19 protein-coding genes are annotated in these 26,371 nt (G+C 48.9%); 9 read left to right on the top strand and 10 right to left on the bottom strand.

Going from position 1 to position 26,371, the window contains the following annotated elements:
* The 4 genes from VIM87_RS17215 to VIM87_RS17200 form a co-directional block, all read right to left on the bottom strand.
* The coding region (locus tag VIM87_RS17215) for an SDR family NAD(P)-dependent oxidoreductase (RefSeq protein WP_331998195.1) at window positions 1-432 on the bottom strand (432 nt) is incomplete at its 3' end.
* A gap of 145 nt (window positions 433-577) precedes the next feature.
* Window positions 578-1,378 carry an AraC family transcriptional regulator gene (locus VIM87_RS17210; protein WP_331998194.1) on the bottom strand — a complete coding sequence of 267 codons (801 nt, stop codon included), beginning with the start codon at window positions 1,376-1,378 and terminating at the stop codon, window positions 578-580.
* A gap of 239 nt (window positions 1,379-1,617) precedes the next feature.
* Window positions 1,618-2,322, bottom strand: a complete 705-nt coding sequence (locus VIM87_RS17205; protein WP_331998193.1) for a LytTR family DNA-binding domain-containing protein — start codon at window positions 2,320-2,322, stop codon at window positions 1,618-1,620.
* Complete coding sequence (locus VIM87_RS17200; protein WP_331998192.1) at window positions 2,319-3,341, bottom strand: sensor histidine kinase; 1,023 nt, start codon at window positions 3,339-3,341, stop codon at window positions 2,319-2,321. Before VIM87_RS17200 ends, VIM87_RS17205 begins: the two co-directional genes overlap by 4 nt.
* A gap of 139 nt (window positions 3,342-3,480) precedes the next feature.
* Between VIM87_RS17200 and VIM87_RS17195 the strand changes: the two genes are divergently transcribed.
* Both VIM87_RS17195 and VIM87_RS17190 read left to right on the top strand, forming a co-directional pair.
* Window positions 3,481-5,634 carry a hypothetical protein gene (locus VIM87_RS17195; protein ID WP_331998191.1) on the top strand — a complete coding sequence of 718 codons (2,154 nt, stop codon included), beginning with the start codon at window positions 3,481-3,483 and terminating at the stop codon, window positions 5,632-5,634.
* A 158-nt stretch (window positions 5,635-5,792) separates the two neighbouring features.
* Window positions 5,793-6,083: a hypothetical protein gene (locus VIM87_RS17190; protein WP_331998190.1), complete on the top strand. Its 291-nt coding sequence runs from the start codon at window positions 5,793-5,795 to the stop codon at window positions 6,081-6,083.
* Window positions 6,084-6,209: 126 nt separating this feature from the next.
* Here VIM87_RS17190 and VIM87_RS17185 read toward each other — a convergent pair whose 3' ends face one another.
* Both VIM87_RS17185 and VIM87_RS17180 read right to left on the bottom strand, forming a co-directional pair.
* Window positions 6,210-7,076, bottom strand: a complete 867-nt coding sequence (locus tag VIM87_RS17185) for an NAD(P)-dependent oxidoreductase (RefSeq protein WP_331998189.1) — start codon at window positions 7,074-7,076, stop codon at window positions 6,210-6,212.
* A 130-nt stretch (window positions 7,077-7,206) separates the two neighbouring features.
* Window positions 7,207-7,464: a hypothetical protein gene (locus tag VIM87_RS17180; protein WP_331998188.1), complete on the bottom strand. Its 258-nt coding sequence runs from the start codon at window positions 7,462-7,464 to the stop codon at window positions 7,207-7,209.
* Window positions 7,465-7,628: 164 nt separating this feature from the next.
* Here VIM87_RS17180 and VIM87_RS17175 point away from each other — a divergent pair, with 164 nt between their 5' ends.
* Together VIM87_RS17175 and VIM87_RS17170 are read left to right on the top strand one after the other, a co-directional pair.
* Complete coding sequence (locus tag VIM87_RS17175) at window positions 7,629-8,249, top strand: sigma-70 family RNA polymerase sigma factor (RefSeq protein WP_331998187.1); 621 nt, start codon at window positions 7,629-7,631, stop codon at window positions 8,247-8,249.
* Window positions 8,250-8,377: 128 nt separating this feature from the next.
* Window positions 8,378-10,747, top strand: a complete 2,370-nt coding sequence (locus VIM87_RS17170) for an ABC transporter permease (RefSeq protein WP_331998186.1) — start codon at window positions 8,378-8,380, stop codon at window positions 10,745-10,747.
* A gap of 300 nt (window positions 10,748-11,047) precedes the next feature.
* Here the strand turns inward: VIM87_RS17170 and VIM87_RS17165 are convergent, their stop codons facing one another.
* A complete protein-coding gene (locus tag VIM87_RS17165) occupies window positions 11,048-11,506 on the bottom strand; it encodes a DUF6934 family protein (protein WP_331998185.1) in 459 nt (152 codons plus the stop codon).
* Between the two features lie 403 nt (window positions 11,507-11,909).
* Here VIM87_RS17165 and VIM87_RS17160 point away from each other — a divergent pair, with 403 nt between their 5' ends.
* From VIM87_RS17160 to VIM87_RS17145, 4 genes are read left to right on the top strand one after another with little or no spacing between them, the layout of a single operon-like run.
* Complete coding sequence (locus VIM87_RS17160) at window positions 11,910-12,938, top strand: FecR family protein (protein WP_331998184.1); 1,029 nt, start codon at window positions 11,910-11,912, stop codon at window positions 12,936-12,938.
* Between the two features lie 19 nt (window positions 12,939-12,957).
* Window positions 12,958-13,215, top strand: coding sequence for a hypothetical protein (locus tag VIM87_RS17155; protein ID WP_331998183.1), 258 nt, complete (start codon window positions 12,958-12,960; stop codon window positions 13,213-13,215).
* A 54-nt stretch (window positions 13,216-13,269) separates the two neighbouring features.
* Window positions 13,270-16,512 carry a TonB-dependent receptor gene (locus VIM87_RS17150; RefSeq protein WP_331998182.1) on the top strand — a complete coding sequence of 1,081 codons (3,243 nt, stop codon included), beginning with the start codon at window positions 13,270-13,272 and terminating at the stop codon, window positions 16,510-16,512.
* 19 nt (window positions 16,513-16,531) lie between these two features.
* Window positions 16,532-18,283: a RagB/SusD family nutrient uptake outer membrane protein gene (locus VIM87_RS17145; RefSeq protein WP_331998181.1), complete on the top strand. Its 1,752-nt coding sequence runs from the start codon at window positions 16,532-16,534 to the stop codon at window positions 18,281-18,283.
* 174 nt (window positions 18,284-18,457) lie between these two features.
* On the opposite strand, the gene VIM87_RS17140 is transcribed toward VIM87_RS17145, so the two are convergent.
* The 3 genes from VIM87_RS17140 to VIM87_RS17130 form a co-directional block, all read right to left on the bottom strand.
* Complete coding sequence (locus tag VIM87_RS17140) at window positions 18,458-22,795, bottom strand: gliding motility-associated C-terminal domain-containing protein (RefSeq protein WP_331998180.1); 4,338 nt, start codon at window positions 22,793-22,795, stop codon at window positions 18,458-18,460.
* A gap of 218 nt (window positions 22,796-23,013) precedes the next feature.
* Window positions 23,014-23,400: a VOC family protein gene (locus VIM87_RS17135; protein ID WP_331998179.1), complete on the bottom strand. Its 387-nt coding sequence runs from the start codon at window positions 23,398-23,400 to the stop codon at window positions 23,014-23,016.
* A gap of 162 nt (window positions 23,401-23,562) precedes the next feature.
* Window positions 23,563-24,150, bottom strand: coding sequence for a helix-turn-helix domain-containing protein (locus VIM87_RS17130; RefSeq protein ID WP_331998178.1), 588 nt, complete (start codon window positions 24,148-24,150; stop codon window positions 23,563-23,565).
* Window positions 24,151-24,316: 166 nt separating this feature from the next.
* Here VIM87_RS17130 and VIM87_RS17125 point away from each other — a divergent pair.
* On the top strand, window positions 24,317-26,371 hold a 2,055-nt coding region (locus VIM87_RS17125; RefSeq protein WP_331998177.1), incomplete at its 3' end, for a glycoside hydrolase family 3 N-terminal domain-containing protein.

Here is a 26,371-nt window from a genome sequence, read left to right as displayed (position 1 = left end):
GTACACGGGCGAGAACGGCACAGCTATCAACCCGCCGATAGAGGTGATGTTGATGAACAAGCCGCTTTTCTTTTCCCTGAAATGCGGGGTAAAAGCTTTAATGATCCTTATTACGCCCAGCAGGTTAGTATCCAGCAGGGTAGTGATCTGCTCATCTGTATAACTTTCCAGCGGGCCTACCAGGCCATAGCCGGCATTGTTCACCACCACATCTACCGGGCCTAATGTCAGGGCCTGTTGTACGCAGGTATTTATTTGAGATGCATCGGCAACATCCAGCTTCAGTAAGTGTACATTATCCAGCTGTGTAAGTTCCGTTTCTTTTTCAGGGCTGCGCATGGTAGCAATCACTTTCCACCCGCGGGCGGCAAATAATTGAACGGCCGCTTTACCCAAACCGCTGGAAGTACCAGTAATGAAAATAGTTTTCATTTGATTCAATTTTAAAAAGATTAAAGAATAGTGTAGTGCCACGAATGATCCGCTCCGGTCCATTCGTAATTATTCACGCTCATGATTATTTTCAATGGTGTTCATGAACGCTTCGCGTTTCGTAATTGACAAATTCGTAATTGAATTATACCATCGAGGGGTTTACGCCAAAGAATTGTTTAAAGGAATAAGAGAAGTGCGAAAGGGTTTCAAACCCTACATCCAGGTACACATCCGACGGCTTTTCTCCCTTCTCCTTGATCAGCTGATAGGCTTCCTGCAACCGCTTTTGCTGCAGCCAGCGGTTCGGCGTTGTCTGAAATACCTTTTCAAAGTCGCGCTTAAAGGTGGCCAGGCTTCTGCCTGTGAGGTAGGCAAATCTTTTCATGTCAACATTATACCGGAAATGCTGGTTCATAAAAGCTTCCAGGTCTATTTTACCCGGTGCGGTAAAATCAAACAGCAGGTTGGCCAGTGCCGGCTGCGCCTGTAACAGCAGCAAAATGGCTTCCCGCTTTTTCAGTAAGATCAGCGGTTCGGGCATGTCCAGCTTAAAATACGGCAGCAGTGACTGAAAGTAATTTTCCAGCAGCACATTGGGCGGCAGCTTTAATACAGCTTTCTCTACTTTGTTAACGGCAACAGGAGAGGACTGCTCTTTATAAAAATCCAGCAGGGTATCCTGGTCCAGTATAATAGCAATAGATTGGTAATTGCCATTTGCCGGTGGATGTTTAATGAATTTTGACAGATAATTTTTGGGACAGTACATATAATCCCCCGGATTGAAAGTGCAGGTATTATTCCCGTCCAGTACCGTTACCGATCCGGAGATCAGGTAACTCAGGCAATGATCCGGCATAAACTGTTCGCCTTGCCGGTTCACCGCCGGATATTCTGAATATACAATGCCTTGCAGGTTCTTTGTTAGTTGCGCATGCTCCATAGTGCCTTGCTTGAATTACAATGCAAATATCAGCAATAAAACGGGGTGTAGGTTTCCTGGAAAGCTCAAAGTTGCTTTCGTTGAAAGCTCAGGGGGAGCAGTCCATGGTCGATGGTCCATAGTCCATGGCCTGGTGCGAATAGGTAGTTATTGCGTTAAAGGCGGCTACCTGCACTTGCTTTTAACGAAATACTTTTTTTGTGTAAAATGCTATGGACTATGGACCATCGACCATGGACCTACCTATTAATCACCTTATCCAGATTCCCTTTATAAAACTCGCTCAGCGGCAGCTCCAGCTCTCCCAAACAAACCAGGTCGCGTTTAATGGCGGTGATCTTAGGGGCTGCAATAATGAAGGATTTATGGGTGCGTATAAATTGCGCGGGGGGCAACTTTTCTTCAATGGCTTTCATGCTCATACGCGTGATCACCGGTTTTTTGGAAGAGGCTACATGGATCTTGATGTAATCTTTCAATCCTTCCACATACAGGATATCCGCTATCAATACCTTTACCAGCGTGTATTCCACGTTCACAAAAAAATGATCAGGCGCAGGTTCCGCAGCAGCAGGCGTAAGGGGCTGCCGTAAAAAACGCTCATGCGCCTTGTTGCAGGCTTTCATAAAACGTTCAAAGGATACGGGCTTCAGCAGGTAATCCACCACATCCAGGTTATAGCTTTCCAGCGCATACTGTTCATATGCAGTAATAAGGATGGTCATGGGCGGATGTGGTAAGCTTTGCAGCAGCTGCAGGCCGCTGAGCCCCGGCATCTGTATATCCAGGAATAAGAGATCAATGGGCGTGCTTTGCAGGATGGTGGTAGCTTCCAGCGCATTGCGGCAGGCTTTTACCAGCTGCAGGAAAGGTACCTGCCGGATGTTGTCTTCCAGCAGCTCCAGCACCAGTTTTTCATCATCTATGGCCAGGCATTGCATCATTTTAACTGCAGGGTTAAGGTGGTGGAGAATACATCATTTTCCTTTTGTACCGCTAAGATATGCTGTTCCGGGTACAGGAGCTTCAGGCGCGAGCTTACATTAGCCAGCCCTATGCCGGAATTAGCATCTTTACTATCCCTTACATTGTCGCCGCTGTATTTATTCCGCACCGTAAACGTAAGGCGGTTCTCCGCCACTACCAGGCGAATATAGATCCAGGGAGCATCTATCCAGCCAATACCGTGTTTAAAGGCATTTTCCACAAAAGGGATCAGCAGCATAGGTTCAATGCTGTAAGGGCCGGCGCCTTCTTCCAGCTCAATGATGGTCTCTATCTGGGTATCGCTGCCAAAGCGCAGCTTCTGCAGCTCAATATAACTTTTCAGGTAAGCGATCTCTTTATCAAGCATCACTTTTTTGCCTTCGGAATCATAGAGCATGTACCGCATCAGCTCCGAGAGCATAATGAGGGATGGCTCCATCAGGTCCGACTTTTTCCTGGCCAGCGACACCAGGTTGGTAAGCACATTGAACAAAAAGTGAGGGCTTATCTGCGAGCGCAGGAACTTCAGCTCCATGGCCAGCTGTTCGGCCTGCCTTTCTTTCTGCGCCTTTTCATACCGTACCTTATCCACCACCAGCCGGTATATAATGCTGGCTACCATAAACAGCATTATGGAAAAGAACAGCATAGCGCGGATGGATGCTGTTATGGGGATGTTGGAATAGAATACAACCAGGATCCCGGTCTTGGCATAATTAACCCCCATGATTAGCGCCACCAGGCTCAGAATGTACAGCCACCAGTACCGTTTATTCATCAGGCGGGGATACAGGAAATAAGCATTGAGGTAAAAAGCGCAGATGTGCAGCAATGTGCTTATGAACCAGAAACTACCCGGCAAAGCGCCCGGCGGGGGCTGGGTACCTGCGGTGAGTAAATGTGGCAGCGCCATTAGCGCCCCCCAGATCAGCACATGCAGGGTTATAATACCATATATAGTATTGGTGCTCCTCATTTCAACAGAATAAGTTAACAAATTTATCGGTAGGATGTACCCGCCGCTAAAGTAGTAGATGAGACGGTGGTTTTTGTAGACAAGCGAGAGTATTTTGTATATTGGCGGCTCATAACCCGTCATCTTTAAAACGAGTACCGTGCTTATCTTCCGGAAATGCTTATTGCTGGCTATCAGCTGTATTACGCTGGGCGCACAGGCCCAGCAGCTCAAAGAAAAAACATCCTTCCAGATCTCCGAACCCTGGCGCGCAGCATACGACGTACGCTCCGACATTGTAATGGTGTATGGCATGAGCGGCGATTTTAACGAAAGGGTAGCAGGCTGGCGGCAGCAGGGTTATAACGTGCAGTTTATGACCGGCGTGGCCTGGGGCAATTACCAGGATTATTTCATGGGGCAGTTTGATGGTAAAACCCATTGGGAAGATGGGCAGGTGCAGCGCAACGGAGATACCATCTGGCACGGGCATAACGTACCTTATGTAGTACCTTCTGCCAACTACCTGAACTATATGAAATCCATCATTAAAAAGGTGGTGGATGCCGGCATTACCACCATTTACCTGGAGGAGCCTGAGTTCTGGGCCCGTGGTGGTTATGGCAATGCCTTTAAAAAAGAATGGCAGCAGTATTATGGTTTTCCCTGGATGGCGCAGCATGAATCGCCGGAAGCCACGTACTTATCATCCAAGCTCAAATATCACCTGTATTTTAATGCGTTGAAAGAGATCTTTGCCTATGCTAAGTCCTACGGGGCCGGCCAGGGTAAAACAGTGAAATGTTTTGTGCCCACGCATTCGCTTATCAACTACGCCTCCTGGCAGATCGTAAGCCCCGAAGCCAGCCTGGCGGCCTTACCCGGCATGGATGGTTATATAGCCCAGGTATGGACCGGCACCTCGCGGGAGCCGGTGTATTATAATGGCGTAAAAAAAGAGCGGGTGTTTGAGAACGCTTTCCTGGAATACGGCGCCATGTTATCCATGACCGCGCCCACCGGCCGGCAAATGTATTTCCTGACCGATCCTATTGAAGATGCGCGCCGAACCTGGGATTATTACAAACAGAACTACCAGGCCACCTTTACGGCAGAGATCATGTACCCCACGGTAGATCATTTTGAAGTAATGCCCTGGCCCAACCGTATTTACCTTGGTAAGTTTAAGGTAGAAGGGGAGAGCGGGCCGCAGCCTATTGCGCCTGCCTATGCTACCCAGATGCAGGTAATGGTAAATTCTTTGAACGATCTGCCCGCATCCACCAACCATGTAAGCGGCAGCAGGGGTATAGGTGTGCTGCTGGGTAATTCGCTGATGTTCCAGCGCTTTCCTACACATGCGGGTTATGAGGATCCGCAGCTATCGAACTTTTACGGGATGGCATTACCGCTTTTGAAAAAAGGTATTCCGGTGGAAACGGTGCACATGGAAAACCTGGCCTATCCCGGTACGTTAAAAGATATCAAGGTATTGGTAATGAGCTATGCCAACATGAAACCCATGTCGGATTCCGTGCACAAATACCTGGCTGCCTGGGTTAAAAGAGGCGGCGTGCTGGTATATTATGGCCGCGATAAAGACCCTTTTCAGCAGGTAAAGGAATGGTGGAATACCAATGGCCTGCATTATGCGGCGCCTTCGGAAGATCTGTTCAAGCAGCTGGGCATACAAGCCACAACCGGTACGGAAAGCTATACCGCCGGCAAAGGCAAAGTGTTCATTATACGCCAGGATCCTAAAGAGCTGGTGCTGGAACCCGGGCAGGATGGCCACTTTATGCAGCTGATCAGGCAGGCCTATGAGCAGCATGCCAAAGCCGGCCCGCTGGCTGTCAAAAATTATTTTTACCTGGAAAGGGGCCCTTACGATATAGCTTCTGTAATGGACGAAAGTGTGAGTGCAGAACCGCTGCACATCAAAGGCCCGGTGATCGATCTTTTTGATCCTGCATTGCCGGTGCTGGCGGAGAAAGTAGTGCGCCCCGGCGAGCAGGCTTACCTGTACCATGTAAGCCGCGTAAAAGATACCAAACGTCCGCAGGTGTTATGCGGCGCCGCCCGGGTGTATGAGGAGAATATGACCGGCCGCAGCTATTCCTTTATTGCCCGCAGTCCGTCCAATACACAGAATGTAATGCGCATTTTATTACCGGCAGCACCTAAACAGGCCACCATAGCGCCGCCCGGTGGCACGGCCCAAACCCTGCCTGTGGAGTGGGACGCCGCTACCCATACCTGCCTGCTGAAGTTTGAGAACAAAAGCGAAGGTGTGAAGGTGGAAGTGAGGTACTAGTTGGCTCTTAGCTCTTAGCTCTTGGCTGTTAGCTATTAGCTGTTGGCAGTCTGATGGGTATAGCCCGGTAAAAATGAACTGCTAACTGCTAAGAGCTAAAAGCCAACTGCTAACTAAAAACCGGCCCCAAACTTGCGGCCGTTATGTAAAAAAGTCTCATGGCTGCCCAAACCATTATAATCAGCTTCAACGGTAAAGAGGAAGATCTGCATGTGGAGCAGGAAACATACAACGGTAAACCTGCGTATTACTTACAGGACGGCGACCTGTCCAAACGTTTTGAAGGCCATATTCCGGATAACCTGGTGATCTTTGAAACCGTGGAAGGTGTGCAATGTTCTCCCCGGGTTATTACCCTGGAAGGACGGCATATCCTGGAATCTATCTGGAACGGTATAAGAAAGCAGGGGTCAGACACTCCCCAGCCTTATGGTCCTGGATTGGGATGAAAATAGTTGGCAGTCGTTAGTTTGCAGTTGGCAGTCCGGGAATAATTAGATTTACCAATACAAGCTCAATAAGCTATCAGTATTCATTGAACTATTTTCACCAGACTGCCCACTGCCCACTGCCAACTATCTCTTCACCACTTCCGCTACTGCAGTTACATCATGCTCTCCAAATCCTGCAGCCACAGCCTGCTCCAATAGCCCCTGCACTGTTTTGCCAACCGGCATATTGCTCCCGGTATCGGCCGATTGTTGTAATACCAGGTTAGCATCTTTCAAAGCCAGCTTTAAACCAAAACCTGCGGGTAAATAATTTTCCTTTAATAAGGATGCGCTATAGTTAATATAAACCGGCGCGCCGAAAATAGTTTGTGTAAGCATGTTCATCCACATGGCAGCATCAATGCCGCTTTGTTTGGCCAGCTGAATACCTTCTGCCATGGCCGCCACGCTGGATAGTATCAGGTAATTGCTGCACAGTTTAGCTGCCGGTGCGCCGGTTACCGCTTCCCCAAATTCCCATATGGCTGCGCCGCCGGCATCAGATAATAAGGGTTTAATACGGTCGGCCTCTTCAGCGTTGCCGGATACCAGCATGTTCAGCTTGCGGGCCCTGGCTGCTTCCGGCCGGCCCAGTATAGGTGAGGAAATATAATAGTTGTGGTGCTGATGATGTAGCGCTTCCAGCGCAGTAGCTGTAGCCGGTAAAATAGTGCTCATGGAAATGTGCACGCCGCCGCGTATCAGGTGAGCTGCAATGCCGTCTGGTCCTTCTGTAATATTTTTGAGCGCCGCATCATCCGACACAATGCTGAATACCACATCGCACATCGTAGCCAGCTCTTTTACAGATGTACACAATATAGCGCCTTTATCTACCAGGGGCTGCGCTTTGGCTGCGGTGCGGTTGTACACATACAGCTGGTGTGTTGACAGTAAATTTTCCGCAATGGGAGTACCTAAATTGCCGAGTCCAATAAATCCTATTTGCATGTCTTAATATTTTGAGGGTAATATTACGCAATGCGTGCAACAAAAAGGGGAGGAAAGGATTAAAAAAAAGAAATGCTGACAGCATTTGGAAAAAGTGCTGGCAGCAAACAAACATACACATGTAAGCAGGTTACGGATTCAATTTATCCAGTATCTCCTGCCAGATGAGGCGTGCGATCTGCTCGCTTTCAACGGTCTTTAAGCGGTCATCAAATTTAATATGTCCATTGGCCCTGAATTCCAGCCGTTCCGGAATGATGTTATCTAATTGTCCTTCATCTGCACCCGGTTCTACACGATAGGTAACTTCTTCCTCCTGGTGATCAATGGAAATAAATAACTGATAAGGCTTATCGTTCAGTACGACAGTTATGATATGCTTTTCCATATCAGAAGTGCTGCAAGGCGCGTGCCATTAAACAGGCAGAAAGGGGAAGGCAGAAAGCATAAAGCTTTCCACCTTTTTTTGTATCTTCCAACAGCTTAAGCAAAAGGCAGGCAGCTTTATGCTTTCTGCTTTGAGTTTTACGCTTTCAGCCAAAATAAATCCTTATGAAGGAAGCCATAGTACCACCGGTGGCGGCCTTGAACCAGGCGCCTGCGCAGCCGGCATGGTGGCAGCAGTTCCGGGAGGGCAACCGCGATGCTTTCGCCCTGATCTATCACACCTATGTAGATGACCTGTATAGTTATGGCCTGCATTTCTGCGGAGATGCGGAAAAGGTAAAGGACTGCCTGCAGGAGCTGTTCCAGGACCTGTGGCATAGCCGTCAGCAGCTGGCGGAAACGGTGGTACATATACGTTATTACCTGCTCACCGCATTTCGCCGCCACCTGTTACGCAGCCTGCAAAAAGACCGGCGCTGGCGTAAAACAGACGATACCATTCCCTTTGACTTTGAATGCATTCCGCCCCGGGAGCATCACATTATCCAGGACGAGATCCATAAGGAACAACTGCAGCAGCTGCACAGCGCCCTGGCCACTTTAACCCGCCGCCAGCGGGAAGCTATTTACCTGCGCTTTTTCCAGAACCTCTCTTACCAGGAAGTAGCCGATATGATGGGCATGAAGGTAGATTCCGTGTATAACCTTATCTCCAAAGCCATCGGGCTGCTAAAGGAAATACTGGCCCTGCCCGTGCTGCTTTTACTGGTAAATAAAAGCGCTTAAACACTGTTCGTATTCGCACAGGTCCTGTGTCAAAACCGGACAGCCTGTTAATACTGAATAATTGATTATCAATGTAATATTGAACTGGCACTGTATTGGAAAACCAGCATCGATCAATCTGCTTTCTCATGTTCAGAAGTTATCTGCTCTCCGCTATAAGGATCATGCAACGCAATCTCAGCTATGTTTTGTTGAATGTATTTGGGCTTACCATTAGCGTGGCCTCCTGCCTTATCATCTTTTTGATCGTGAGGAATGAGCTGGGGTATGATAGCTTCCATCACAAAGCCAACCGCACTTACCGCGTTACCATGCACGCGCTGGATTATAATCCCAGTGTGTCCATGGCCATAGCGCCCGCATTACGCAATGATTTTCCGGAGCTGGAAAATGTATCGCAGGTATGGTACCGTAACAATGGCCTGGTAAAAATAGGACAGCAGCGGTTCGCTGCAGATGGTTTCATGTTTGCAGACGGGCAGTTCACCGGCATTTTTGATTACCAGTGGCTGCAGGGCAATCCCCGCACCGCTTTATCAGAACCCAATACCGTTGTGCTTACAGAAAGTGTGGCCAGGAAATATTTTGGAGACAAGGACCCCATGGGGCAGTTCCTGAACCTGGATAACCAGCTGAACCTGAAGGTAACCGGTTTAATTAAAGACGTACCGGGTAATACGCATTTGCCTTTCGGGTTCCTGGTATCTTTTGAAAGCATCCGCAAAGACCTTGAAAAAGGAAGCGCCATGCGCGAGTTCTATGCCATTATGGGAGGCAATACCTATATTGTATTACCGGAGCATTACCCGGTGGCAAAGCTGGAAAAAAAGCTGCCCGGCTTTATTACAAAGAACTGGGGCGCGGATATAGCAAAAGAAGCCACCCTGCCTTTACAGCCCCTGCGCGATATTCACTTTGATCAGCGTTACCTGAATAACACCGTTAGCCCCACCACTTCCCGCAGCACTTACTGGGCATTGGCTATCGTGGCATTGTTTATTATAATTACCGCCTGCATCAACTTTATTAACCTGGCCACGGCGCAGGCTACACGCCGCGCCAAGGAAGTAGGTGTACGCAAAGTACTGGGTGCTAACAGGTCGCAGCTCATACGCCAGTTCCTGGGAGAAACTGCTTTCCTGGTCACTATTTCCCTGTTGCTGGGCATTATCATTGCTTACCTGTTTATGCCGCAGGCCGTTAACTGGCTGGATATTAAGCTGGATCATACACAGATCTTCCAGCCCGCAATACTGGGTTTAGTGCTGGCATTAGGACTGCTGATCGTTCTGCTGGCAGGCTTATACCCGGCTTTTATACAATCGGCCTTTAAACCGGTACTGTCTTTGAAAAGCAGTACGGGCAACAACTTCCGCGGATTAACTTTGCGTAAGAGCTTAGTGTTTGTGCAGTTTGCCGCCTCACAGATCCTGATCGTAGGCACTTTAATAGTAGCCCGGCAAATGGATTACTTCAAAAACCAGGACCTGGGTTTTGACAAGGAAGCCGTGATCACCTTCTACCTGCCCGACGAATCGAAACAGCAGATAATAGCGCAGCAGCTGGCCAATGATCCCGGTATAAAAGATATGAGCTTTTCTTCCGGTGCGCCCTCATACAACAGCAGCTTTGCACCTTTCCGTGCACCGGAGATAGGCCTTACGAAAGATGATGTAACGGAGATCAAGTTCATTGATGAACATTACACCGACATGTTTGGCCTGCGTATGCTGGCCGGTAATAAGATCGTTAAGCAACATGAAAAGGATACCACTCACCAGCTGGTGATCAATGAAACGCTCATGCACAAGCTGGGTATCCAAAATCCGCAGGATGCCATTGGTAAGGGCTTCATTGCATCCGGCGACCCGGTTATCATTACCGGCGTTATGCAGGACTTCCAGAGTGAATCCAAGCATAAAAAGAGAAGGCCCTGCATCCTGTTATACCGCGCCGACCGTTTCTTCAGCGCCAGCGTAAAGCTGCAGCCGCAGCACATGCGGGAAACCATTGCCCGCATTGAAAAAGTATGGACGGGCCTTTTCCCCGATGACCTGTTCGACTACGAATTTATTGACGATCATATTGCCCGGTTTTATAAGCAGGAGCAGAAGGTGTACACCGCCTTCCGGCTGTTCTCTATCCTGGCTATTTTAATAGGCTGTTTAGGACTATATGGACTGGTGGCTTTTTCCGCCGTACAACGCACCCGTGAAGTGGGCATCCGTAAAGTATTGGGCGCCTCCATATTTAATATTGTAGGCCTCTTTGCAAAAGAATTTATGCTGCTGATAGCCATTGCCTTCCTGGTAGCCACGCCGGTGGCCTATTATATGATGCATGCCTGGCTGGAGAATTTTGCATATCACATAGGTATTAACGCCGCTATTTTCCTGGCTGCGCTGGCAGTATCTTTTATTATTGCGGGTGGCACTATTGCGTATCAATCTGTGAAGGCGGCTGTAGCTAATCCGTTGAAGAATTTGAGGACGGAGTAGGGGGGATAAAGATTCCATTTGTAAAAAAAATATCCTTCAGGCTTTGAAGGATATTTTTATGTGAAATAAACTTAGTATTTATAAATCATTAATAAAGTGATTCATTAGGGAGCCCTGATTTAGTCAGGATCTCTTTGGCTGTTTCCACCTTTTTAACAAAAAAGTCCTCTTTGCTATAATCCCTCATAGATTTACAAACCTTCACATTTCCCTTTATAAGGACTTTTTCCTTTCTTTTCTTTCTATTAAAAAATCCGAAAAGCATAATCACCTCCCAATTTTTATACCTCAAAATTAACATTATTTCCTTATAACTAAAAATGCCTCAAAATTGATACCCGAGTCAAACTTCAGCCAACTCCCATTTAATAACCCTAAGACAATAAATAACCTTTCCACTTCTGATCGGTTTGCATTAATCCCCATTTGATAAAGCCTTGTTTTTACAGCAGAACTTCCTTGAGCAAAGATGGGAAGGTTACCATGCCGGTCTGTAAATTCTAAAACAGTTGCTGCAACAGTTGCCAACACTTTATCTCTGTCATTATTATTTGAAATAGTTGAATCATCCACTTTCTTGTTTTCTGCATCCCAGTCTCCAAACCCCAGGTTTACAACTGGTCTGCCATCGGCCAGTACAAAGTCAGGGATTGTTTGATAGTTAACAACTTTTTCGATAGTTCCTTTTGGGCCAACACTCTGAAAAGTAAAACTTGTATATGTTGGATCAGTATTATAATCATACTTAGCGAGATTCATTCCCGAATGATTTAGGGTCGTCCGCAAGATACATGTAATTCATATCCAGGCCAAAAGGCTAATAAAAGCGCGTTACTTCCACAACTTCCTCAGCGCACTCCCGCATTGCTTGCAGGTTCCAAACAAAGGACCTTGCCCGCCGCCACCGGCTTGATAACGCCCCATCACCTCACCAAACCCTAAATGCCCCCCAACGCCCCATAGCCCTCCAAACAGGCGGGCGCAGTCCGTGTTTGGACCTGCAAGCATGTAAGGCCCAACACTTGCACGCACCCAAGCATCTCCTACAACTAAATAAACCAATAAAGGCACAGGATATCCTCACCAAAAAAACTTTCAAAAATCTTCCCCAAAACTGATGAGATTTCCTTCCTCGGCGTCTCTTTAATAAAAACAACACCCTTTGACGGAAAAAGCCTATCACTTATATACTACCAGAGACTTTATCCTGGATGAGGACTTTCAGCAATGGGTGCTGCATCCCGATGTGAAAAATACTTATTACTGGGAAACATGGCTGCGCGGGCACCCGGAAAAGCGCGCTACGATTGAAGCTGCCATCACCCTGGTACGCAGCATCCGGTTTAAGGAATACACGCTTACAGAACAGGAAAAAGGCCGGCTATGGGATAATATCTGGGAACATCAAACAGGGGAAGAAGAGCTGCCAACCGCAAGAAAACACTGGTGGGCCAACTGGAAATATGCCGCCGCAATTATATTAATAGCCGCTACGTCATTATGGCTGATACAGCAACGGTCTTTTAAGCCGGTAACGTATAGTGTATATACGCATTTGGGAGAAGTAAAACGCGCCTGGCTGCCGGATAGCTCGCTGGTAGTGCTGAATGCCGGCTCACGCCTGCTGTATACAGGAAAAGCAGATCAGCGGGAAGTATGGCTGGACGGAGAAGCTTATTTCCATGTAAGGCATAACAACCAGCGTTTCATAGTACATACATACGACAAGCTATCAGTAGAAGTATTAGGCACCCAGTTCAATGTTAACAGCTTTGGAAATAAGATTATGGTAGTGCTGCAGCAGGGCCAGGTGAAGCTGAACGTACCAGCCGCCCATGCACCGGAAACGCAGCTGTACCTGCAGCCCGGTGAAATGCTGAGCTATAATAAGCTGGATGGCAGCTATGCCAAAAGTAATGCACCGGTAAGCCGCCTGCTGGCCTGGACCAGCAGCCGCGTAGAAATGGAAAATTATACCTTATCAGATGCCGCAGCCTTTATGCAGCAGGTATTCGGCAAACGCCTGATCATGGCGGATTCACAGCTGCTGCGCTACCAGGTATCCGGCTCTATGCCAGTGATCTATAACGCGGATACCATGATGACACAATTCGCAAAAGTATTCAACGTAAAATTCAACCAAAAGGAAGAGTATATCTATATACGGAAGGGAAGTAACCGGGGTCACTAACACACAAAAAAAAGTACACATGCAAAAATGTTTACGTGTGCTGCCAATGCACATATTGGCGCTCGCATGGCTATGCCCTGCACTTTACGCGCAGGATCTGACAGCCGTTGCTGCAGGTCCGGCAGGCACTCCAAGGGAAGCAGCTTACCAGCTGGAGGAGCTTACCCTTAAAAATGTATTCCGGCAAACAGAAAACCGCTTCGGCATTTCCATCGCCTATAAAAGCGAGCTGGTAAAAAGCCGTAAGGTAAAGCTGGACCTTACCCTGTACCACTAGCCGGAAGAGATCCTGCAAAAAGCGCTCAGCCCTTTTAACCTGTCGTTTGAAAAAGTGCGCGACCGCTTTTACCTGGTCACGGAAAAGAAAGCAGAGCAGCTGGAAATACCCGCTGCGCCTGTGCTGCAACAACAGCAGCGCCCCATTCATGGCAGGGTAACGGATAAAAAAGGAGCGCCCTTACCCGGGGTAACTATAAAGGTAAAGGGCACACGAAACGGTGCGCTTACCGATGCTGAAGGTAACTACACCCTGAATATTGACGGCAGCGGCAGCGAGGTGCTGGAAGTATCCTACGTAGGTTATGAAAGCCGGGAAATACCCGTAGGCAGCCAGTCAGCGCTGGATGTAACCCTGCAGGAAAATACCAGCTCACTCAATGAGGTGGTGGTAACCGGTTATACCTCTCAACGAAAGAAGGATCTTACCGGCGCTGTTACCATCGTTAAGGTGGCCGACATGAACAAGCAGCCCACCGCGCAGGTCGAGAATCAGCTGCAGGGCCAGGCCTCCGGCGTAACAGTGATCGGTTCCGGGCAGCCCGGCGCCGCACCCATGGTACGTATCCGCGGGGTGAACACCTTTGGCAATAACACGCCGTTATATGTGGTAGATGGCGTGCCCACGCAGAACATCAGTGACCTGAACCCGAATGATGTAGCCACCATGCAGGTGTTAAAAGATGCCGGCGCAGCCTCTATTTACGGCTCCCGTGCATCCAATGGCGTTATCATCATCACCACTAAAAGAGGCAGCGGTAAAGTAAAAGTGCAGTACGATGCATATTACGGCCGCCAGTATCCTAAAGGTGGTAACGTATGGCACGCGCTGAACCCGCAGGAAATGGCTAACCTGCGCTGGATGGCATATAAGAACTCCGGCATTGCCAACCCCTCGGATACGCTGTATGGCAGTGGCCCCACACCGGTGCTGCCGGATTACCTGCTGCCCGTAGGGCTCAAAGAAGGCGATCCCCGTACGGATCCTTCGCTGTATTATGTGAATCCTAATTATACAGACCAGGACGATTTCAACAATTTTTACCGCATCACCAAAGCCAACAAAGCCGGTACGGACTGGTATCACGAAGTTTTTAAACCCGCGCCCATTACCAGCCATAACCTGTCTGTAAGCGGCGGCGGCGACCGTGGTAACTACCTGTTCTCGCTCAACTATTTTAACCAGGAAGGCACCTTAATGAACACCTACCTGAAGCGTTATACCCTGCGCTCCAACAGCCAGTTCAATATTACAGATCATGTAAGGGTAGGGGAAAATATATCCGTATCTGTTACAGATAATCCCAGCATAGAATCATTGACCAGTGAAAACGCCGTATCCATGAGCTACCGCCAGCAGCCCATTATACCCGTGTATGATATTATGGGCAACTTTGCAGGCTCCTATGGCCTGGGTTTGGGCGGTGCGGCTAACCCCGTGGCGCAGCAGTACCGCACCCGCACCAATAAAGGGCAAAGCAACCGCGTGTTCGGTAATGTGTATGCAGAGGTGGATCTGTTCAAATACTTCACCGTACGCACCAGTTTTGGCGGCGAGGTGTATTCCAGCTGGGATCATACCTTCACCTATCCGCAGTATGAGAACAGGGAAAATGCTTCCCTGAACTCTTACAGTGAAAATTCAGGCAACGGGCATAACTGGACCTGGACCAACACCCTGGCCTTTCAGCACACCTTTGCCGGCGCGCATGATCTGAAAGTGCTGGTAGGTACGGAGGCCTATGATGAACGCGGCAGAACATTGAACGGCACCACGCAGGATTTCTTTACGTTTGATCCCAACTTTGTAGATAACTCCACCGGCGGCGGCGGGCAAACAGCCGCCAATACCCGTTTCTCCAATGCGCTGGTATCGCTCATTGGCCGCCTGGATTACAGCTACCGCGATAAATACCTGTTAGGCGCTACGCTGCGCCGCGATGGATCGTCCAAGCTGCTTTACAACCGTTATGGCTGGTTCCCGGCCGTAAGCGCAGGCTGGCGCATTTCACAGGAGCAGTTTATGAAAGGACTTACCTGGCTCACCGATCTGAAGATCCGCGGCGGCTGGGGCGTAATGGGCAACCAGTTTAACCTGTCTCCCTACAACGCATATACGTTATTCAACGGCAATAAAAATTCATCCTATTACGATCTTACCGGCTCTAACAATAGCATTTTGCAGGGCTTTCAGCCGTACCAGATCGGTAACCCCTATGCCAAATGGGAAAGTGATATTAATACCAACATAGGTATAGACGCCAGCCTGTTCGGCGGTAAGCTGGAATTATCTGCAGATTATTACCAGAAGAACATCAAAGACCTGTTGTATAATCCAGAGCTGCCCGGCACCAATGGCGTAGCGCAGCAGCCATATGCCAACGTAGCCAATATGTCGAACCACGGAATAGATATTACCATAGGCACCCACACCAACATTACCAAAGAGCTGCAGCTGGATGCAACCATCACCTTTACCACCTATAAGAATAAGATCAGGAAAATAGCAGAAGGCATTAACTATTTTGATGAGGATGGCCGCCGTTTTGATGGCAGCACCATCATCCGCAACGCTGCCGGCCACCCGGTTTCCTCTTTCTTCGGATATAAGGTAACAGGTTTCTGGAATGATGATAGCGAGATAGCTGCAGCCAATGCAGAAGCGCAGAAAGCCACCGGCGATCCCAACGCCACTTACCAGACAGATGCCAGTTTGGGCCGCTTCCGGTATGCCGACATCAACCATGATGGACAGATCACCGCAGATGACCGCACCTTCCTGGGCGATCCTAACCCGGATGTATCCTACGGCATTAACCTGGGCCTCAAATACAGGGGATTTGATTTCAGCATTTTCCTGTACGGCGTGCAGGGCAACCAGATCTGGAACAATGTAAAATGGTGGACAGACTTCTACTCCTCCTTTGACGGAGCAAAAAGCAAAACTGCCCTGTACGATTCCTGGCGCCCGGATCATAAGAACGCCAAAGCGCCCATCCAGGAAAACGCCGGCTCTTTCAGCACCAACAATGTACCCAACTCTTATTTCGTGGATAACGGCGCTTACCTGCGCGCCAAGAACATACAATTGGGATACACGCTGCCGGCCGGTTTGCTGAACCGCGTGCATGTGGATCGGTTGCGGGTATACATACAGGCCGCCAACCTGTTCACCATCACCAAATACAAAGGCATTGATCCTGAAATTGGTGGCTCCGGTGTAACGGATTTTGGTATTGACGAAGGCGCCTATCCCAGTCAGCGCGAGTTCCTGGTAGGTGTAAATCTCTCTTTCTAAAACCATTAAAAAGTAAGTGATGCAAAACATACGTTTAATAGGTAGTATATCCCTGCTGGCAGCCGCCTTGCTGTCACAGTCCTGCAGCAAAAGCTTCCTGGACCGTGCGCCGCTGTCGGCCCTGGATGAAAATGCCCTTACCACTAAAAAGGGCGTGAACACCCTGCTCATTGGCGCCTATGGTGCGCTGGACGGGCAGGATTATAAAGATGGAGATATGGTGAACCTTTCCGGCGGCAGCGGTTATGCCGTATCGCCGGATAACTGGATCTATGGCAGCGTGTGCGGGGGCGATGCGCATAAAGGCAGCGACCCCTTTGATTCCCCGGCCACCATGGCCATTGCCTCTTTTAAGGGAGATGCCAGCAACAGCTTTTTTAATGATAAATGGCGGGTGGATTATGAAGGCGTAACCCGCTGTAATACTGTGTTGCGCATACTGCCCGGGGTAAAAGATATGACGGAGGATGAGAAAACAGAGGTGGAGGCAGAAGCCCGCTTTTTACGCGCGCACTATTATTCCGACTTAAAGAAGATGTTTAACATGGTGCCCTGGATAGATGAAAAGCAAAGTGATTTTAAGATGCCCAATGACCAGGACATATGGCCCGACATTCAGACCGATTTCAAATTTGCCATGGATAACCTGCACGAAACGCAGGAAGAAGTAGGCCGCCCCAATAAATGGGCTGCCGCCGCTTACCTGGCCAAAACCCTGCTGTACCAGCATAAGTTTACAGACGCCAAAACCCTGTTCGACCAGATCATTGCACAGGGCATCACCTCCAAAGGAGAACGTTATGCGCTGGTAAATAAGTTCGAGGATAACTTCGACGCAGCAACGGAAAACAATTCCGAATCTGTTTTTGCCATCCAGTACGATGCGAACGACGGTTCCGGCACCACCGCCAATGCCAACCAGGGCGAGATGCTGAACTACCCCTACAACGGGCCTTTCAGCTGCTGCGGTTTTTACCAGCCTTCGCAAGACCTGGTGAACTCCTACATTACAGATGCCGGCGGCTTGCCTTACCTGGATGCCTATAACCAGCATAACGCCAATACAGAAACGGTAGATCCCCGCCTTGACTGGACAGTAGGCCGCCAGGGCATACCTTACCTGGACTGGGGCGTGCATCCCGGCGCAGCCTGGGCCCGCGATCCTGTGGATGCCGGCGTATACTCCGCCAAAAAGAATGTGTACTGGCAGGCCACGCAGGATGATTATTATGATCCCCGCAGCTGGGCCCCCGGTAATGCCATTAACTATAACCTGATCCGTTATGCAGATGTGTTGCTGATGGCTGCCGAATGTGAAGCGCAATTATCCAACTTTGCCAAAGCAGAAGCGTATGTGAACATGGTGCGTAACCGTGCCGCTATACCAGCCGGCTGGGTGTATAAGTATAAGGATAACAATAAGCCAATGGGCGGCTTCTCCACCACGCCCGCAGCCAATTACAGCGTAAAGCCTTACCCCGCAGGTACCTTTGCCTCAAAAGGGCAGGCTTATGCCTTAAAGGCCGTTTACTTTGAGCGCAAGCTGGAGCTGGCCATGGAAGGCCACCGCTTTTTTGACCTGGTGCGCTGGGGCCAGGCAGATGTGGCTATTAACGCCTACTTTGCCTTTGAAGGCGCCATTACCACAGATGTAAGAGGCGCGCATTTCACCAAAAATGTAAATGAGTATTTCCCCATTCCGCAGCGCCAGATAGATCTGAGCCTGAAGAATGGCGCCGCAACATTAAAACAGAACCCGGGTTATCATTAACCGTGTGCCACACCTCAAAGGTGTGGCACACATAAATAAACTACAGTCATCCCAAACACTGAACGGGAATTTTCAAGTTGATCTTGGAAATTCCCGTTCTCTTTTAGGAACGGAAGCCAAGGTCTTATAAAAAAAAACAACTACAGATCAGGCGATGGTGACTTGAAGGAATAGTTACCGGATTAGCAACACCGCGCCTTTACCTACCTGTTGTGTTTCGCCCTGCAGCTGATAAGTGCATATCCACACATAACCGCCAGTAGGCGCCATATGGCCTCTTAAGTTACCATCCCAACCCTGTTGCAGTTCCGATGATTCAAATACAGCACTGCCCCAACGATTGTATACCGAGAACTTGTATTTCACCACTTTACCCATCAGCACCGGGCGTAACAGGTCATTCACTCCATCGCCATTCGGTGAAAAAACCGTAGGCATGTACAGGCCCTTTAAACATTCTTTTTGCGCTACCTGTACGGTGTCCCTGCCAGTGCAGCCGTTTTTGTCCGTTACCTCCAGCCAGTAAGTACCGGGCATGCTTACGGTTAGCTGTCGGGTATTGGCGCCGGTGCTCCAATTATAGGTGTTGTACGTTTCAGCGGGGAATAATTCCAGTGTGCCCATTTTACATACTGGCGTATCCAGCGGCAGAAAATCATGTGGCAGTGGCGCCAGTTCCTTTATGGAAGCAGTATCGGTGGCCACACAGCCATTGTTACCGGTAACTCTTACCCACCAGTTGCCAGGTTCATTTACGGAAATGCTGCTGGTAGTTTCACCGGTGCTCCATAGATAAGCGGTACCTGCATTACCTGCATTTAACATGCGGATGGCGTTCACACATATTACCGGATCACGGACTAAGCTAACCACAGGTAAAGGCAGTGGTGATAACAGTTCCATGGTATCGGCGCTTATACACTGCTGCGCATCTATAGCGCTTACCGCGTAAAGGCCGGGTGTTTTTACAAATACCGATGGACCGGTTTCGCCGGTGCCCCAACGTACATTCGTAAACGCACCGGCAACGGTTAACTGCAGGGAATCGTTTTCGCAAATGGCCTTATCGGCGCCCAAATCAATAGCGGCCGGCGTTAAGATCTTCACCTGCAAAGTATCTTTATATGCGCAGCCAGTGCCCTTTTCGGCAGTTAAAATGTACGTAGTATCCCGGTCGGGCGAAAGAGTTACCTTACCATCTTGTTCTGTTTTTGCAAAATCGGTATTCCAGGTGTAGTTGGTGAAACCGGCGGGTATGTTTAATGTAACCGCTGTTTCTTTACACTTTTCGATATCAGCCCCTAAACTGAATGCATATAAAGGAGCAGCTGTAATGCTTACTTCATCAACTGCTGTTTTATTGCATATGTCCGTTACCATTACCCGGTATACGCCCGGGGTGGTTACATTGTAGGTCTGGCTGGTGCTGCCATCCTGCCAGAGAAAATCCTGGAAATCCTTGTCAGCGTCCAGCTGGTAAGTGCTACCTGCGCACAACACGGTATCCGGCCCCAGATCAAGTTCTCCGGCAGCCTTGTTTACGGCTATACTGGCGGTACCCTTTATGATCTTACAGCCGGCATCGAGTAACGCGGTGATGCTGGTATTCCCATACTTTTTGAATTGCACTTTGAGTGTTGTGGCGGTTGTTTCCATAATGGTTACCGCGGCCGTATCTACCTGCCAGGTAATGGGCATATCGCAGCCACTGTTCTTAGTAGCCGTATAAATTGCTGTTTGCCCCAGGCCGCAGAATTTGGTATCGCCTGTAACGCTGAGTGTATTACACAGCGATGGTGTGGTACAGGATGGGTAAGCCAGTGTGAAACTTGGGACAAACGCCATTGACTTGCCCGACGAAGTTACAGGACCATAAGCGGATGTGCCATTACCGGTTATTTGGGCCACATCTTCGGTGAAAGTAACAGAGCTGGTAGTGGCGGTAGCGGGCACATTGGCACAGTTGCCGGTGGTGCTTCCTTCTATCTCACCTTTCTCATTCACCCGCATTATAAAACCACTTCTGCTTTCCTCATTAATATCGTTCATACCACCCAGTATGCCGGTTATCAACATCCCCATTCCATCGGCCCTCACACTGCGTACCGTGCGCCTTTTGAGATTTGGATAATTGCGCGACCAGGCGATGTGGCCATTGCTGCTAAATTTCGTGAGCTGTATGATGGTATCCTTGTTGGTGATACATTCCTTGGCAATGGCAAATGCGTCATCGGCAGTTTTAATAAAAAAGGATGCTGCCCGATCGCTGTTAATGTACTCAATATCTGTTGGGGTAGCCATATTGGGCGTGCTTAACCTGAACGCGCCCAGCTGCTGCCCGTTGCTTTCCTTTAATTTCAGCAATGCCGTATTAAAGGTGTAATTAAATAATGTAGATTCCTTTTGTAAGCCTACGCCAATAAACAATGTGTCTTTTATCCGTTCTATACCCAGGTTGGTGATACGCGTTTCGTCTGTTTTGGCAAAGTGTTTTACCCAGACCAGATTGCCAGTTTTGGGATCGAGCTTACAAATCTCAATATGGGCATTCCAATACAGATAAAAATCCAGGCCTACGTAAACTCCATCCGGTGAATATGCAAGGGTACGGAAAAATACATTTGTGTAATTTAACTCTGTTTGCCATACTACATTCCCGGTTGCATCGGTACGTACTATTAGCGGGCGGGCACCCCCATTTCCATAATCTCCGTTGGCAATGATCAGGAAACCTCCATCTTCCGTGAGCTTAACATCTACTATGCGGGTATCGTAAAGCTGCGCTATTCTCCGGGCCCAAAGCACATTTCCGTTAAGGTCCATTTTGGTGATCAATCCATATTGTGCAACGCCGTTATTAATGATTTCATAGTCATAACCTGCCACCAGCAGATTGTTGTCTTTGGTAGTTATCACTTTGTTTAGCCAGGTGTGGCCATTGAACATATAACCAGGCGCCGGATTTACCTGTTTAGCCCAGCGTACCGTACCATCAGGTTTCAGTTTTATAACCTGGGCCAGATGCGTCCAGTAATAATAACGCTGGCCAACTGTTACCACATCTCCGTCAACGGTGCGCACCTGGTCCAGTTGATCAACGTTAAATTTTTCTTTCAGCTCCGTAAAGAAAGCCGTGGTGCAGGCATCACTGTTACTTACCGGTGGTGTGGGGTCGCAATAATCCTTTTTGCAAATGGTGCTCAAAGTAAAAGGGGTACTGCTCACCTGTGGTGTAAAAATTCCAGTTACCGGTGTTAGCGCCAGGCTGCTGCTCCAGCTGAAGGTATTGCCCGGCAGTGTATCTGTATTGCCATCATTGCCACCATATACATAGGGTGAACAACTTCCGTTCATACCTACAGGATCAGTTTTAACAATAAAGATCTTGTTGCTGAGAAAAGTTGTGAATCGCTGTATCGTGCCGGTGCATACATATCCTTTAGTACCAGTTTCAGCTACGCCATAAAAATTACCCGGGCCTGAAGTGAAGAGGTAAGAGCGCATCCATTCCTTTCTTCCATTCTGATGAAGTTTTCCCAGGGTGGGCATCCCCTGGTTGGGAGTAACATCGTCACACACAAATATGTACCCGCCATCGGTTGTTGGTTGTGCCACCAGGTGTTTTATACTGGCATTGGCGCCGCCGGTGAATGCACCGGTTCTTGTACCGCCGTATAACTTGCCGGCAGCATCCATTTTAATGGTTTCTATTTCAAATGCATCCTGGCTGTATGCGGTTGGGTCATGCCCTTTCATTATCCAGGCTATACCGCCAGCCGGCATGCGGTTAATGCTTACCACCTCTTCGTTCCAGGCTGCGTGCCAGGTAAATAGCTGCGCCCATTTTACGTCACCACTGACTACATCCAGCTTCATTACCAGGGCATCTTTTAAATCAACCGTAGCGTACCCTCCCACAATCAACTCACCGTTCATTTCAGTAAGGGCATAAAATCCATCTTCCTGACCATTATCGAAACGGCGCATCCATAATTGTGCGCCAGCGGCATCCAGCCGGGCCACTAATCCATCGCCCTGCGCAGTACTATCGTTCACATTAGCTACCATTGCGTAACCGCCGGTGCTAAGTTCTATAATATCTTTACCGGCCGCGCCTTCTGTGGCGGTGGTGCGATAATAACGGCTCCAGGTTACGATGCCGCCGGCATCTATTTTTATCACCCAGATGTCGCCTTTGTCATTACCTGCAGAGCGGGTTTGGCCAATGGCAATAAAGCCGTTATCAGCGGTTTGTTTTACCCGTACCAGGTCGTCGTCCTTTGCACCGCCTATTACATGGTTCCATAACAGGTCGCCTTTATCGCTGAGCTTCATGAGCAGGCCATCGTAACCGCCTGCGCTGCCGGAGGTGCTTTTACCGGCTATGATCATATTCTGATCGGGGGTATAAATAACAGCATGGCCTTCCTCATTGCCATTGCCACCATAAATTTGCTGGAAAACGGTATTACACGTTTGTGCGTATGCCTGAGTGGAAAAGATTAACAACAATAAAAGGGAGATTAACCTCCCTTTGCGGGTAAATTTAATTTTCATACAACGTATAGGGATATACCTCTTGTGAAGGGTACGCGAAAATACAATTTTATGGCATAATTTGGCGCCAAATTCTACAGGTGGGTGTACCTGGATTCTACCGCAACTCCCATTAAAAGCGCATAACATCCCTATTAAAAGCGCATACTATTAAGGGTAAAAGCGCATGAAGGTTAATTTGAGCTGCTCACTTCCACCAATATTCCCCCCGGCGCATAGCAATAAAAGGTAACAGAGCTGAACCCGCCCCGTTTTAATTCCTCCACCTCATTAGCGGTAAAACCGGCTGCCGTAATGGCTGCATGTTTTTCGCGCACCAGCTCCGGGGTATCTACGAAAAAGCCGATGTGGAAGTTTTTAGGATAACCGCTTTCCGTACCGGTAATATGGGCTTCCTTGGCTTGCATCAGGTTCAGGATAAAGCCGTCTTCACCTTCCAGCACGGCAAATTTATCGCCGCCGCCCTGCATGGGTAATGCGGCAAAATCAAAATGGGTGGTAAAGAAGTCCTTTACCGCAGGTACATCTGCCACCGGCAGGTTGGCATGATTGAGTTTCATCAGTAATGTTTTAGTGTGTATATAAATGCTTAAGGCTAAACGCTAAGCGCTTAACGTGTTATGCGCTGTTGCACTATAATAACATAAGGCCCTGAACAAAAAGGCTTCAGCTTTCTGCTTTTTGCTTTCCGCTTTCTGCTTTCCGCTTTCTGCTTTCCGCTTTTACGCTCTCAGCGCTTTAACCACCAGCTGAAAAGCCTGTTTCATTTTTTGCTCGCTCAGGGAAAATGGTTTACCGCTCATGCTGCTCTGGTCCAGGTGAAATTTAATAAGTATGTAAAACGGGCCGTAGGCCAGGGCCCATAATATTTCCGGCGGCAGGTCCACGATCTCTTTACGTTGAATGGCATTTTTGGTGAACTGCTGCATGGCCATCCTGAAAGGGCTTTCCTTAATATCCTGGTGTTTGATCAGCGGCGAGTTGCGGAACTGTTCAGAGAAATGGTAGTGCAGCGGGTACTTTTGTACATATTTATACCGGTTCTTCCACTGCTGCCACAAGCCTTCCTCAAAAGACATAGCAGGGTCAAAGTTCTTCAGCACCTCTTTTGCAAAGATCTCATCCACCGCAAGGTATACCTGGTTCAGAAGGTCCTCCCGGCTTTTGAAATAAATGTAAATGGTGGAGGCCGATAAATTGGCCGCCTTTGCCAGCTTTTGCATGCTTAACCCGTCAAAGCCTTCCTGCACGATCAATGCAATGGCCTGCTCCCGGATCAGCGTCTCCTTATTTTCATCTCTTAAGCGCATATCGGGAGCAAAGATAAACGAATGTTCGTTCTTTTAAAATATATTTTTCTGTATTAAAATGCTATCAGCCTGGGTTAATTACTGCATAACAATATTATTTTAGGGGAAAATGCCGTTTCTTTAAGCCCCATTTGTGAACATTGAACCTTAAGCTAATCTTAATCTGATGTTGAAAAAAATTTACCAGCTGGCAACTGTACTTGCATTAATAGCAGGCAGCCTGTATGCACAGCAGCCCGTATTCCGGAATGCCCAGGCGCCGGTGGATGCGCGTGTAAAAGACCTGTTACAAACCCTTACCCTGGATGAGAAGATCTCCCTGTTAGGCTATAACAGTCCTGCCATTGACCGCCTGCAAATTCCCTCTTACAACTGGTGGAACGAGGCGCTGCATGGCATTGCCAGGGCTGGCGAGGCTACGGTATACCCGCAGGCCATTGGCATGTCGGCCACCTTTAACCAGGCACTGGTGCAGGAAGTGGCTAACACCATTTCTACCGAAGCCCGCGCCAAATACAACCTGTCGGTAGCTATGGACCGCCACTTGTGGTACATGGGCCTCGATTTCTGGACGCCTAACATTAACCTGTTCCGTGATCCGCGCTGGGGCCGCGGCCAGGAAACTTACGGTGAAGATCCTTTCCTCACCGCCAGCATAGGCACTTCATTTATCACCGGCCTGCAGGGTACAGATCCCATGCACCTGAAAACCGCCGCCTGCGCCAAACACTTTGCCGTGCACAGCGGACCGGAAGCAGACCGTCATACCTTTAATGTACAGATAGATGAAAAAGACCTGCGCGAAACTTATTTATACGCCTTTAAACACCTGGTAGATGCACATGTGGCCTCTATCATGTGCGCCTATAACCGCGTGAACGGGGAGCCTTGCTGTACCGGTAAAACGCTGCTGCAAACCATCCTGCGCGATGAATGGGGCTTCAACGGGCAAACCGTAACAGACTGCGGCGCGCTGGATGATATTTACACACGCCATAAAGCTATTCCCTCCCGCCTGGAAACAGCTGTAGCAGCAGTAAAAGCTAGAGTAGGCATGGAATGTGGCACCATCTTGCAGCAAGATGTAAAGGAAGCCGTAGAAAAGAAATTGCTTACCGTAGCCGATGTGGACAGCGCTTTAAGCCAGAACCTGCGCACGCAAATGAAGCTGGGTATGTTTGATGAAAATGGCCTGGCTCCGTATAACCGTTATGGTGCAGACAGTGTGCACAATGCCTACCACGTAGCGCTGGCGCGTAAAACCGCAGAACAGGGCATGGTATTGCTGAAGAACAACGGCGTGCTGCCCCTGCAGAAAGAAAAATACAGCTCCATTATGGTGCTGGGCTCCAATGCAGCCGCAGCAGATGCGCTGGTAGCCAACTACCACGGCATTAACGGTAACCTGGTAACCTTTGCAGAGGGTATTGCAGCAGCCGCTGGTCCTGCCACCGCTGTACAGTATGATCTTGGCTGTGATTATAAAGATACCGTACATTTTGGCGGCATATGGGCAGCAGAGAACAGCGATGTAAGCATTGCCGTAATAGGCTTAACACCGGTGCTGGAAGGCGAGGAGGGCGATGCATTCCTTTCTGCTTCCGGCGGCGATAAAGCTACCCTTAGCCTGCCTGCATCCCAGCTGGCGTTTATGAAAAAGCTGCGTGCCGCACATAAGAAACCCATTATTGCCGTGGTAACAGCCGGCAGCGCAGTTGATATAGCCGCCATTGAGCCTTATGCCGATGCCATTATCCTGGCCTGGTATCCCGGTGAGCAGGGTGGTGCAGCGCTGGCGGACCTTGTGTTTGGCAACGTATCGCCTTCCGGTCACTTACCGGTAACATTCTACCGCTCCTTAAACGACCTGCCGGATTATAAGGACTACAGCCTCAAAGGCCGTACCTACCGCTATTTCAGCGGGGAAGTACAGTATCCTTTCGGGTTTGGATTAAGCTACACTACCTTCAGCTATGCATGGGCACAGGCGCCTAAGAATACATATGCGTTAAAAGATACCATCCGCTTTACCGTAAATGTGCAGAACACCGGTAACTATGATGCCGATGATGTGCTGCAGGCTTACATACAGTACCCGCAAATGGACCGCATGCCGCTGAAAGAGCTGAAAGGCTTTAAACGCGTAACGGTAAACAAGGGCGGGCAGCAAACCGTGGAATTAAGCATTCCGGTAAGTGAGCTGCAAAAGTGGGACCTGGCC

It is taken from the genome of Chitinophaga sp. (assembly GCF_036569125.1).
Taxonomy (GTDB): domain Bacteria; phylum Bacteroidota; class Bacteroidia; order Chitinophagales; family Chitinophagaceae; genus Chitinophaga.
Note: the sequence above shows the minus strand (reverse complement) of the source record. Positions and strands in the feature narration are given on the sequence as shown.

Bases quoted from the DNA above. Each gene is read 5' to 3' on its own strand.
- VIM87_RS17145 (WP_331998181.1), top strand. From the start codon at position 16,532: ATGCAAAACATACGTTTAATAGGTAGTATATCCCTGCTGGCAGCCGCC.
- VIM87_RS17165 (WP_331998185.1), bottom strand. From the start codon at position 11,506: ATGAATCTCGCTAAGTATGATTATAATACTGATCCAACATATACAAGT.
- VIM87_RS17185 (WP_331998189.1), bottom strand. From the start codon at position 7,076: ATGCAAATAGGATTTATTGGACTCGGCAATTTAGGTACTCCCATTGCG.
- VIM87_RS17190 (WP_331998190.1), top strand. From the start codon at position 5,793: ATGGCTGCCCAAACCATTATAATCAGCTTCAACGGTAAAGAGGAAGAT.
- VIM87_RS17155 (WP_331998183.1), top strand. From the start codon at position 12,958: ATGCAAAAATGTTTACGTGTGCTGCCAATGCACATATTGGCGCTCGCA.
- VIM87_RS17210 (WP_331998194.1), bottom strand. From the start codon at position 1,378: ATGGAGCATGCGCAACTAACAAAGAACCTGCAAGGCATTGTATATTCA.
- VIM87_RS17135 (WP_331998179.1), bottom strand. From the start codon at position 23,400: ATGAAACTCAATCATGCCAACCTGCCGGTGGCAGATGTACCTGCGGTA.
- VIM87_RS17130 (WP_331998178.1), bottom strand. From the start codon at position 24,150: ATGCGCTTAAGAGATGAAAATAAGGAGACGCTGATCCGGGAGCAGGCC.
- VIM87_RS17170 (WP_331998186.1), top strand. From the start codon at position 8,378: ATGTTCAGAAGTTATCTGCTCTCCGCTATAAGGATCATGCAACGCAAT.
- VIM87_RS17200 (WP_331998192.1), bottom strand. From the start codon at position 3,341: ATGAGGAGCACCAATACTATATATGGTATTATAACCCTGCATGTGCTG.
- VIM87_RS17175 (WP_331998187.1), top strand. From the start codon at position 7,629: ATGAAGGAAGCCATAGTACCACCGGTGGCGGCCTTGAACCAGGCGCCT.
- VIM87_RS17180 (WP_331998188.1), bottom strand. From the start codon at position 7,464: ATGGAAAAGCATATCATAACTGTCGTACTGAACGATAAGCCTTATCAG.
- VIM87_RS17205 (WP_331998193.1), bottom strand. From the start codon at position 2,322: ATGATGCAATGCCTGGCCATAGATGATGAAAAACTGGTGCTGGAGCTG.